Source organism: Stenotrophomonas testudinis (assembly GCF_024499815.1).
Lineage (GTDB): Bacteria > Pseudomonadota > Gammaproteobacteria > Xanthomonadales > Xanthomonadaceae > Stenotrophomonas.
This window is the reverse complement of record NZ_JAMOKY010000006.1, coordinates 170,568-181,155: the sequence shown is the minus strand read 5'-3', so window position 1 is coordinate 181,155 and position 10,588 is coordinate 170,568. Positions and strand designations below refer to the sequence as shown.

The 10,588-nt window shown below is 67.9% G+C and carries 8 protein-coding genes; 5 read left to right on the top strand and 3 right to left on the bottom strand.

The annotated features are described in order from the left end of the window. Positions 1-117 precede the first annotated feature (117 nt). Positions 118-1,065, bottom strand: a complete 948-nt coding sequence (locus tag NQ204_RS06370; RefSeq protein ID WP_256643371.1) for a DMT family transporter — start codon at positions 1,063-1,065, stop codon at positions 118-120. Positions 1,066-1,144: 79 nt separating this feature from the next. Between NQ204_RS06370 and NQ204_RS06365 the strand changes: the two genes are divergently transcribed. Beyond that, positions 1,145-1,756 (top strand): Pr6Pr family membrane protein, encoded by a 612-nt coding sequence (locus NQ204_RS06365; RefSeq protein ID WP_116864372.1) that lies wholly within the window; start codon positions 1,145-1,147, stop codon positions 1,754-1,756. Here NQ204_RS06365 and NQ204_RS06360 read toward each other — a convergent pair. Continuing rightward, positions 1,677-2,540, bottom strand: a complete 864-nt coding sequence (locus tag NQ204_RS06360) for a DUF72 domain-containing protein (protein WP_256643370.1) — start codon at positions 2,538-2,540, stop codon at positions 1,677-1,679. The two genes, NQ204_RS06365 and NQ204_RS06360, sit on opposite strands and share 80 nt — an antisense overlap. A 244-nt stretch (positions 2,541-2,784) precedes the next feature. On the opposite strand from NQ204_RS06360, the gene NQ204_RS06355 reads away from it, so the two are divergent. The 3 genes from NQ204_RS06355 (at position 2,785) to agp (ending at position 7,681) form a co-directional block, all read left to right on the top strand. Continuing rightward, entirely contained in the window at positions 2,785-4,359 is a 1,575-nt protein-coding gene (locus NQ204_RS06355) for a serine hydrolase (protein WP_256643369.1), read from the top strand. A gap of 150 nt (positions 4,360-4,509) precedes the next feature. After that, entirely contained in the window at positions 4,510-6,342 is a 1,833-nt protein-coding gene (gene smrA / locus NQ204_RS06350) for a multidrug efflux ABC transporter SmrA (protein WP_116864368.1), read from the top strand. A 118-nt stretch (positions 6,343-6,460) separates the two neighbouring features. After that, on the top strand, positions 6,461-7,681 hold the full coding sequence (agp, locus tag NQ204_RS06345; protein WP_256643368.1) for a bifunctional glucose-1-phosphatase/inositol phosphatase: 1,221 nt from the start codon (positions 6,461-6,463) through the stop codon (positions 7,679-7,681). Between the two features lie 102 nt (positions 7,682-7,783). On the opposite strand, the gene NQ204_RS06340 is transcribed toward agp, so the two are convergent. After that, the gene (locus tag NQ204_RS06340; protein ID WP_116864366.1) at positions 7,784-9,592 is read right to left on the bottom strand and encodes a DUF885 domain-containing protein; all 1,809 of its coding nucleotides are present in this window, start codon (positions 9,590-9,592) and stop codon (positions 7,784-7,786) included. A gap of 117 nt (positions 9,593-9,709) precedes the next feature. Between NQ204_RS06340 and NQ204_RS06335 the strand changes: the two genes are divergently transcribed. Next, entirely contained in the window at positions 9,710-10,522 is an 813-nt protein-coding gene (locus NQ204_RS06335) for a DUF4349 domain-containing protein (RefSeq protein WP_256643367.1), read from the top strand. Positions 10,523-10,588 lie beyond the last annotated feature (66 nt).

Here is a 10,588-nt window from a genome sequence, read left to right as displayed (position 1 = left end):
CGCGCCGGCCGCCGCCCCCGCGCCCGGCCGGCCGGGGCCCCGCCCGCCCCCCCCGCCCCCACCGACATAAAACACCGGCGCCCGGGGGGGGGGCCGCGCCTCTACAGAACCTCCGCCTCACTCGGCGATGTTGCGCGCCTCGGCCGTGCCCAGGATCTCCGGGTGCTGCACCCGCTTGCGACGGTTCAGCAGCGGGTGCAGGAACACCGCACCGACGATGATCGCCACGCCCAGGTAGAACCACGGCGTCACTTCATGCTGTTCGCGCAGCAGCACCACCGCCAGCAGCACGGCATAGACCGGCTCCAGGTTGGTCACCAGCTGCACGGTGTAGGCGCTGAGATGACGCAGGGCGACCAGGGCCAGGGCAAACGGCAGCAGCGTGCAGACCCCCGACAGCACCAGCAGCAGGATGCCGTCATGCAGGTTGGGCACCACCCACAGCGGGCTGGCCAGTGCCGGCAGCAGGTACGGCAGCACCGGTGCCAGCAGAGTCAGGGTGAGGGTGCCGGCACCCAGTTCCAGCGCGGTCACCGTCAGCGGGTCGGCATGGCTGACCATGCGCTTGTTGAGCGAGCCGAACACCGCCACCAGCAGCGCCGACAGTGCACCGACCAGCACGCCCAGGCGCATGCCATCGGGCACGCCGCCGACCACCAGGGCCACGCCCGGCAGCACCGCCAGGCCGAAGGCGAGTTCGCGCAGCTGGAACGGGCGCTTGGCCACCCAGGGTTCGATGATGGAGGTGAACACCGGCGCCAGCGCGATGCAGGTGGCGGCCACCGAGGCATTGGCCAGCTTCACCGCGCCATAGAAGGTCAGCCAGTGCAGGGCGACCAGCGCACCGATGCCGGCATAACCGGCCACCAGCCGCAGGGGCAGGGTGCGCAGCCCCCGCCAGACCCGGGGCAGCAGGGCCAGCATTGCCACCACCAGCAGCATGCGCCACCACACCAGCGGCAGGGCGGGCAGGGTGATCAGCTTGCCGAGGATGGCGGTGACACCCCACAACAGGACACAGAAATGAATCTGCCAGAGCGCTTTGCGGGTGTCGGGGGTCGTCATCCGTGTATTGTGCGGCAAGCACGGGGCGGCCGGCGATGGTGTGGGCCGCCTGCTGCATCCCGTCCACGGAGTCCGAGCCATGCCTGCCGACCGTTTGCTGCGGGGTTGGGCCGCGCTGACCGCGCTGGTCGCTGCCACCTCACTGCTGCTGCAGTACCTGTTGCTGGTCAACGGCCCCGGCGGCAGCGTGGGCATCGCCGCGGCGACGCTGCGGTTCTTGGGCTACTTCACCATTCTCAGCAACCTGGCCGTGTGCCTGGGCTGCCTGCGCCTGGCATCGGGGCGAACGCTGCGGGCGACCCTGGCGGCGCTGCTGGCGCTGTGCATCGGCGTGACCGGCCTGGTCTATGCGGTAGCCCTGCAGGGGCTGTGGCGGCCCACCGGCCTGCAGTGGTGGGTCGACATGGGCCTGCACTACGCCGTGCCGCTGCTGTACCTGTGCGGCTGGCTGCTGCTGTTGCCGCACGGGGGCCTGCGCTGGCGCGCGCTGTGCAGGGTGCTGCTGGTGCCGGTGGCTTACCTGGGCTGGGCGATGCTGGTGGCCGCGCTGATCGGGCAGGCCCCGTATCCCTTCCTGGAATGGCAGCGGATCGGCCCTGCCGCGTTCGCGCTCAACGTGCTGCGCGTGGCCGGCGTGTTCGTGCTTGGCTGGACGCTGTTGTGGGCGCTGGATCGCTGGCGCCGTCGCTGAGCCGCTGCAGGGCCATCGCCGCGGCGGGATTGCGTGCCTTGCCCGCGCCGATGCACAGCAGGTAGACCTCGCGCGGCTGCGGCACCGCCGGTTCGGCGAGGCAGGGCAGGTCGTCCACGGGTTCGCCGCGTGACCAGCGCCGCGCACGCTCCGCCCAGCGCTGTTGCTGCGGACGCGGCAGCCCTTCGCGCAGGCGCGCTTGGCTGCGCTTGATCCGCGCGTAAACGAAGCCGGCGCTGACGTCGCCGTGCAGCGGGGCCTCGTCACTGTCCTCGATCACCAGGGCCACGCCATGCCGGCGCGCGGCGGTGACAAGGTCGGGGCCATGCACCTGCGCGTTGCGCACTTCCAGCGCATGCTGCAGCGGCACGCCCTGCAGCGTCTTCGGCAGCGCGGCCATCAGCGCTTCCAGTGCCACTGCATCGGCCGGGTGCTTCGGGTCGAACTGCCACAGCAGCGGACCCAGCCGATCAGCCAGCGCCAGCGCGGCCTGCAGGAACGGCGCAGCCGCGTCGACGATGGAGGACAGGTCGCGGCGCTGCACGAGATAGCGCGGCGCCTTCATCGAGAATCGGAATCCATCCGGCGTCTGTGCCGCCCACTGCGCGCACTGCGCTTCGGTGGGCGTACGGTAGAAGGTGCCGTTGATCTCGATGCAGCGCAACGCGTGGCTGGCGTGCGCCAACTCCTCGCGCTGCGGCAGGCCTTCGGGGTAGAACTTGCCGCCGCGCCACTCGGGGAACACCCAGCCGCCGATGCCGCAGCGGATCGCGGCGGGCGTCACTGGCCGTGGTCCGCGAGCCAGGCAGCGTACCTGGCTGGCGCGCGCTGCCGCCAGTCGAGGGCGGCCCGTGCGTCGCGGTAGCGCAGGCAAGGAATGATGGTGGAACCGGTGCTGGATGGATCACTGTGGACCATGACACCCCTCCTATGGCACGGGGCAGGATCGGCCGGCGGCCGTTACCATCGCGCGAAACCCCGGTGACGGCCTGCACATGGCCGCAACCCCTGTTCGGAGATGGTGCTGGATGAACAACTGGATTGGAGGCGCCGTGCTGCTGGCCTGCGCAACGATGGCAAATGCGGCCGAGACCGCGCCGACCCCGGCGCAGCTGCAGGACCTGGATGCGACCGTCGAGCGCGTGCGCGCGCAGTTCGACGTGCCCGGCGTGTCCGTGGCCGTGGTCAAGGATGGCAAGGTCGTGCTGGAACGCGGCTGGGGCGTGCGTGAGCTGGGCAAGCCGGCGCCGGTACAGGCCGATACCCTGTTCGCCATCGCCTCCAACACCAAGGCCTTCACCGCCACCTCGCTGAACCTGCTGGCCGAGGACGGCAAGTTGAAGATGGACGACAAGGTGATCGACCACCTGCCGTCGTTCCGCATGTCCGATCCGTTCGTGACCGGGCAGATGACCCTGCGCGACCTGCTCTCGCACCGCAGTGGCCTCAGCCTGGGCGCAGGCGACCTGCTGTTCTGGCCGACCACCTCCTACAGCAATGCCGAGGTGGTGCAGCGGCTGGGCCAGGTGCCGCTGAAGGGCGGTTTCCGCGAGCGCTATGCCTACGACAACATCCTCTATGCGGTCGCCCAGCAGGTGATCGAGAAAGTGTCGGGCATGAGCTACCAGCAGTTCCTGCAGACGCGCATTTTCGACAAGGTGGGCATGGCCGGCACGCGCTACAACGCCGACCACCTGCAGGCGGGCGACAACGCGGCGATCGGCCACGCCAAGTACGATTTCAAGGACCTGCGCACCGTTGCGCCGCTGACCTGGTCGAACAACGCTGGTGCTGGTGGCATCTATTCCAGCGCGCATGACATGGCGCGCTGGATGCAGGTGCAGCTGGCCGAGGGCGCGCTGGCCGATGGCACGCCGCTGTTCAGTGCCAAGACCCAGAAAGAGATGTGGCAGATGATCACGCCGCAGGCCATCGCCGCGCCGAGCGTGCCCGAGCTGGAGCCGGCACGCGCCAACTTCGCCGGGTATGGCGAGGGCTGGAGCCTCAGCGACTACCGCGGGCAGAAGCTGGTCTGGCATACCGGCGGTTGGCCGGGCATGGTCTCGCGCCTGACCCTGGTGCCGGGGCAGAAGCTGGGCGTGGTGGTGCTGACCAACCAGGAATCGGGTGCGGCATTCAACGCCATCACCCTGAGCGTGCTCGATGCCTACCTGGGCGGCGAGAAGCATGACTGGGTCGATGCCTACGCCAAGGGCGTGGCCAAGGGCCAGGACAAGGCCGATGAAGCCTGGGCCAAGCACCAGGCCGAGCGTGCCAGGGGCAGCACGCCGTCGCTGCCGCTGGCCGCCTATGCCGCCACCTACCGCGACCGCTGGTATGGCGACATGGTGGTGTCGGCCGAAGGCAAGGGCCTGCGCCTGCGCTTTGCCAAGACCGCGCAGCTGACCGGCCGCCTGGAGCACTGGCAGCACGACACCTTCATCGTGCGCTGGGATGACCGCTCGCTCAACGCCGATGCGTTCGTGAACTTCAGCCTGGACCCGGACGGCAAGGTGCGCGAGGTGCACATGCAGTCGATCTCGGACCTGACCGATTTCAGCTTCGACTTCCAGGACCTGCTGTTCATCCCGACTGCCCGGTAGACGCCGACCTTGGTCGGCATTCGGCAGGACGCCCACCAAGGTGGGCGACTACCACCATGCTAGGCGGACGCGTACCCGGCCATGCCCGGCGAACGCAGGGAACACGCCGGCCATGGGATAATCCCCGCGCTGATCTGGCGAGGGAATGTGATGTTTCGTTGGTTTGAATCCCTGATTCCGGTGTTCCCGCCCGTGGACGGCCGCATGCCGCCGCAGAAGGTGCTGCCGTTCTACCTGCACTACCTGCGCCCGGTGTGGCCGGTGCTGCTGGCCACCCTCATCGCCGGCCTGCTGCTGGCGCTGGTGGAAGTGGCGATGTTCGATTACCTGGGCCGCATCGTCGACATGGTCGCCGAGCAGCCCGGTGCCGGCTTCTTCCAGCGCCACGCCAACGAGCTGGGCTGGATGCTGTTCATCACGGTCATCGCGCGGCCGATCCTGGTCGGCCTGCACAACCTGCTGGTCAACCAGGCCATCGTGCCGGGCCTGAGCAACCGCTCGCGCTGGCTGATGCACAACTACGTGGTGCGGCAGAGCCTGAGTTTCTTCCAGAACGATTTCGCCGGCAGCGTCGCCAACCGCGTGATGCAGACCGGTACGTCGCTGCGCGAATCGGCTGTGCAGATGGTCGATTCGCTCTGGTACATCGTGGTCTACACCGGCACCGCGCTGTACCTGTTCGCGCAGGCCGACTGGCGGTTGATGATTCCGCTGGTGCTGTGGATGGCCGCCTACGTGGTGATCATGTGGTACTTCGTGCCACGCGCGAAGGAACGTGCCTGGATCGCCTCCGAAGCGCGCTCCAAGGCGATGGGCCGCATCGTCGACGGCTACACCAACATTCCGACGCTGAAGCTGTTCGCCCATGGCGGCCGCGAGCAGGCCTACGTGGCCGAGTCGATCGAGGAACTGGCGGTCAAGCACCGCGCGCAGACCCGCATCACCACCGGCATGGACCTGACCATCGCCATCGTCAACGGCTTCCTGATCGCCGGTACCTGCGGCCTGGCGCTGTGGCTGTGGAATGGCGGGCACATCACGGTGGGCGCGATCACCCTGGCCACCGGCCTGGTCATCCGCATCCACAACATGTCCGGCTGGATCATGTGGACCATCAACGGCATCTTCGAGGACATCGGTACGGTGCAGGATGGCATCACCACCATCGCCCAGCCGCTGACCGTGCAGGACCGCGAGGACGCCGTGCCGCTGCAGGTTGCCCACGGCGGCGTGCACTTCCAGGACATCCACTTCCATTACGGCAAGAAGGGCGGGGTGATCGCCGGCCTGGACCTGGTGGTGAAGCCCGGCGAGAAGATCGGTCTGGTCGGTCCGTCCGGCGCAGGCAAGTCGACCCTGGTCAACATCCTGCTGCGCCTGTACGACCTGGAAAGCGGCCGCATCCTGATCGACGGGCAGGACATCGCCCACGTTACCCAGGAAAGCCTGCGCCAGCAGATCGGCGTGGTCACCCAGGACACCTCGCTGCTGCACCGTTCGATCCGCGACAACCTGCTGTATGGGCGTCCCGATGCCAGCGACGAGCAGCTGCGTGCGGCCGTGGCCAAGGCGCGTGCCGAGGCCTTCATCGACACGCTGGTGGACGGGCAGGGGCGTCGTGGCTATGACGCGCACGTCGGCGAGCGCGGCGTGAAACTGTCCGGTGGCCAGCGCCAGCGCATCGCCATCGCCCGCGTACTGCTGAAGGACGCACCGATCCTGGTGCTGGACGAAGCCACCTCGGCGCTGGATTCGGAAGTGGAAGCGGCGATCCAGGACAGCCTGGACGAGCTGATGGGCGGCAAGACGGTGATCGCGATCGCGCACCGCCTGTCGACCATCGCACGCATGGACCGGCTGGTGGTGATGGACCAGGGCCGCATCGTCGAAACCGGCACCCATGCCGAGCTGATCGCCGCCGGTGGCCTGTACGCGCGCCTGTGGGCGCGGCAGACCGGTGGGTTCGTGGCTGCCGACCAATGATGGGATCGGGTCGGAGCCCTCCCTGCGGGAGGGATCCGACCCCAGCCATGCATCCCTTGGTGTCGGATCCCTTTCCGCAGAAAAGGGCTCTGACCCCGGTGTGTTTCCGGAGACCCGCATGATCCACCCGCTACGCCCTTTGCTGCTCGCGCTCGCCCTGGTCAGTTCAACCGCGGCCGCCGCGCCAGCCCCCGTTCACGGCGACACGCTCGATCAGGTGGTCCTGCTCAGCCGCCACACCCTGCGCGCGCCACTGGTGTCCTCGGGCACGCTGGCCGAAGCCACGCCGCATGCCTGGACGAAGTGGGATGTTGCCGCCGGCGAGCTGACCACCAAGGGCGGGGTGCTGGAGGTCTACATGGGCCGCTACCTCGGCCAGTGGCTGCGCACGCAGCAGCTGCTGCCGGCCGGCGGCTGCCCGCAGGCCAGTGACTTCCATGCGCTGGCCAACAGCCTGCAGCGCACCCAGGCCACCGCGCAGTTCTTCATTGCCGGCGCCTTCCCCGGTTGCCACGTGACGGTGGAACAGCGTCGGCCGCTGGGCACGATGGATCCGCTGTTCGAACCGGTGATCCATCGCGACGACGCCGGCTTCCAGCGCCGCGCCCTGCGTGCCATGCAGAAGGCCGAATCAAAGGCGCGTTTGGGCCCGGATCTGCAGGTGGTGGAGGGCGTGGTGGAACACGCGGCCTCGCCAGCCTGCACGGGACGCAGCCACTGCACGCTGCGTGCGGGCGACAGCCAGTTACGCGCGGAAGCGGGCAGGGAGCCGGGGGCGTCTGGTTCGCTGGCGCTGGCCAATGGCATGGTCGATGCGCTGCTGATGGAGGACTACCAGAACGCGATGGGTACTGCGGCCGGTTGGGGCAGGTTGCACGACGATACGCAATGGCAGGCACTGGCGCGGGTGCGCAATGCTTACCAGGACATCCTGTTCGGCACGCCGGAGGTGGCGCGCGATGTGGCGGCGCCGCTGCTGTCGCACATCGGTGCCGCGTTTGCCGATCCGCAGTCGCCGAAGGTGAGCCTGCTGGTGGGCCACGATTCCAACATCGGCGCCGTGCTGGCGGCGATGGGGGTCTCTGATTACACGCTGCCGGGCCAGCTGGAAAAGACGCCGATCGGCGGCCTGCTGCAGTTCGAGCGCTGGCGCGGGCAAAGCGGCGAAGCGCGTTACCGGCTGGTGTATGTCTATCCCACCCGCACGCAGTTGCGTGACGCGGTTCCCTTGACTGATGCACGGCCGCCGGGGCGGGTGGAGTTGGCCCTGCCGGGATGCGGGCAGGACGGATGCAGTGACGTGCAGTTCGAGCGCCTGCTGCATCGCGCGGTGAAGTGAATGCCATGCACGCCATACGTGGATGAACCCCATCCCGAACGCCGAACAAAAAACGGCCCGGGTCTCCCCGGGCCGTTCCGTTTCCATCTCACACCCAACCAATCACTCGATCGGCTGGTCCAGCATCAGCTGGCGTGCGAACCGCACCGGCGGTGCGCCGTAGGACAGCATCTGGTCGTGGTAGGCCTTCAGGTTGAACGTGTCGCCCAGCTTGTCCTGCATCGCCTTGCGGGTGTCGAAGTGTTCCTGCGCACCGACGAAGTAGGTCGGCAGCTGTGCCGAGGTCAGCTGCGCGCGCACCCACTTGCCCGAGGCTTCGCTTTCCTGCTGGAACGCGTCGTGGGTCATCAGGTGCATCGCCTTCTCGCGATCCCAGTTGTCCACGTGCACGCCCTGGTCGAGGATCGCGTTGGAGATTGTGCGCAGGTAGAACTTCAGCTGCACCAGGTGGAACAGCGGGTCGTTGTTGAGGTAACCCTGCTCCTGCATCATGCGCTCGGTGTAGACCGCCCAGCCTTCGGCAAACAGGCCCGATCGCAGCACCGCACGCAGGGTCGAGGGGAACTTTGCCGAGTGCCAGCCTTCCAGGTAATGGCCCGGGGTGCCTTCGTGGATGCTCAGCAGGTGGATCATGCGCGAGTTGTACTCACGCAGGAACGAGTCAACCTGCTTGTCGTTCCAGTCGTCCGGAATCGGCGAGACGGCGTAGAAGGTCTTCAGGTTCTTGTCCAGCGGGCCCGGCGAATCGCAGTAGGCCACGGCCACGCCACGCTGGAATTCCGGCATCAGGATGATGTCGACCGGCGCATCGGGCAGGGTCATCAGGTCGTGTTCGCGCACGAACGCGGTGGACTGCTCCAGTGCCGCCTTGGCATCGTCGACCACCTTGTCGCGCGCCGGCTTGTCGGCGTAGGCCAGTTCCAGCGCGGCTTCGATGGCCTTCTGCTGCTGCTCGTCGGTCGGCTGCGCCGGCATCTCCGGCGCGCCCGGCTTGTCCTTCAGCACGGTCTGCGCGATGCCATACATATCCTCGCGCACGCGCTTGAGTTCGGCGCGCGCACGCTCACCGATCTCCTGGCGCGACAGGGAGGAGTTCAGCGCGAACTTCAGCTTCTGGTCGTATTTTTCTGCACCGATGCGGAAGTCACCCTTGGCGTTCGGTACCAGGGTCTTGTCCAGCCAGGTCTGCTGCTCGTCCACGGCCTTCTTCAGGCCGTCGATGGCGGCCTGCAGGCGCTGCTGGTCGGCCTGCGGCAGTTCGCCGATGTGCGGGGTGATGAAGGTATCGACGATGCTGAGGATGCCCTTGTTCTGCTTGGCCACCGTCTCGGCATGGATCTTCGGCACGCGTGCCGGGTCCAGGTTCTCACGGGCCTGGGCGAAGATCGCCGGCAGCTTTTCCATGCGCGCGGTGGCCGACTTCAGGCGGTCGGGCAGCGGTGCGAATTCGCGCGCCATCAGGCCGTACAGGGCACTGCCGGCCAGGCCGTTGTAGACCTGCGGGTCCCACTTGCCGGACTGCAGCACTTCGCTGTTCCAGATTTCCGACTGCAGCTGGTTGCGCAGGATCGCCGCATCGACCTGGTTCTCGCGGCCGAGCTTGGCCACGTCGATCTTGTCCAGTTCGGCGAGCAGGCCTTTGTAGGCCGCCACGGTCTTCTGCTGGCCGGCCGCGCTCAGGTCGTCGATCTCGCTGTCATGGCGGTGGTCGCCGATCTGCGTGGCGCTGACCGGGGACAGCTGCATCCACGTGTCCAGCGCACGCTTGGACAGGTCGGCGAAGGCGGTGTCGACCGCCGCGTCGCCGGCCTGCTGGCTGGCGGCCGGGGTGGAACCGTTGGTCGGGGCGTCGGCCGGCTGGCAACCGGCCAGAGCGGCGACCAGGGCAAGGGCAAGGAGATGCGGGCGCATCGGCGTTCCTGTACTGGGATCAATCCCCGAGCATAGGCCCCGCGGGGCGCTTTGTCCCCCTGCCATAGGCTTACCATGGGCGCTGGCAGGACTCCCAACGCCCCGGAGGGCAACCCCATGCAGATTCAAGGAAGAAGCCTTTTCATCAAGCCAGGCGGGCTGGTTGCGCTTGTACTGGCAGCAGCGCTGGCGGGCTGCGCTGCGCAGGGCGACCACGCCGCCTCCGCTGGCGGCGCCGCGGCCGAGGCGGTGGCCTCACCGGACGGCGCGTTCCTCGCTTACGAGCACGATGTGCAGGTGCAGCTGGAAGCTACGCAGATCGCATCGCGCATCCAGCAGGTCACCCAGGCCTGCCAAGGTGCGAAGTTCGGTGATTGTGCGGTGCTGGAAGTCGACCAGCGCAGCGGCGAGCGCCCCAGTGGCGAGGTCAAGGTGCGCATCGCGCCGAAGGGCGTGGAGCCGTTGATCGGCCTGGCCGGTGAAGGCGGGCAGGTACAGGCGCGCACTACCCGCGCCGAGGATCTGGCCCAGCAGGTGGCCGACACCGCGCTGACCAAGGCCCGGTTGGAAAAAGAACACGCCCGCTTGCTGTCCTACCAGGAGCGCAAGGATCTGAAGATCGAGGAACTGATGGCGATCACCACGCGCCTGTCGGAGATCGAGGCGGGCGTGGAGCAGGCCAACAAGGATGCCGCGCAGCAGCGGCGTCGCATCGATACCCAGCTGGTGACGCTGCACTTCGATACGACTTCGGGCCAGCGCAGCCGCAGTGAGATCGGTGAAGCGCTGAGTGAATCGGGCAGCATCCTCAGCACCAGCATCGCGTTCCTGATCCGCGCGGCGGCGGCCCTGCTGCCGGTCGCCATCGTGGCGCTGCTGGCCGGCTGGGGCATCCGCGCATGGCTGCGCAGGCGCCGTCGCAAGGCGTGATCGAACGCAGGGGGGTAACGCCGGGCCATGCCCGGCGAATCTCAGTGCAGTGGTAACGCCGGGCCA

Bases quoted from the DNA above. Each gene is read 5' to 3' on its own strand.
- NQ204_RS06370 (WP_256643371.1), bottom strand. From the start codon at position 1,065: ATGACGACCCCCGACACCCGCAAAGCGCTCTGGCAGATTCATTTCTGT.
- NQ204_RS06365 (WP_116864372.1), top strand. From the start codon at position 1,145: ATGCCTGCCGACCGTTTGCTGCGGGGTTGGGCCGCGCTGACCGCGCTG.
- NQ204_RS06355 (WP_256643369.1), top strand. From the start codon at position 2,785: ATGAACAACTGGATTGGAGGCGCCGTGCTGCTGGCCTGCGCAACGATG.
- smrA (WP_116864368.1), top strand. From the start codon at position 4,510: ATGTTTCGTTGGTTTGAATCCCTGATTCCGGTGTTCCCGCCCGTGGAC.
- agp (WP_256643368.1), top strand. From the start codon at position 6,461: ATGATCCACCCGCTACGCCCTTTGCTGCTCGCGCTCGCCCTGGTCAGT.
- NQ204_RS06340 (WP_116864366.1), bottom strand. From the start codon at position 9,592: ATGCGCCCGCATCTCCTTGCCCTTGCCCTGGTCGCCGCTCTGGCCGGT.
- NQ204_RS06335 (WP_256643367.1), top strand. From the start codon at position 9,710: ATGCAGATTCAAGGAAGAAGCCTTTTCATCAAGCCAGGCGGGCTGGTT.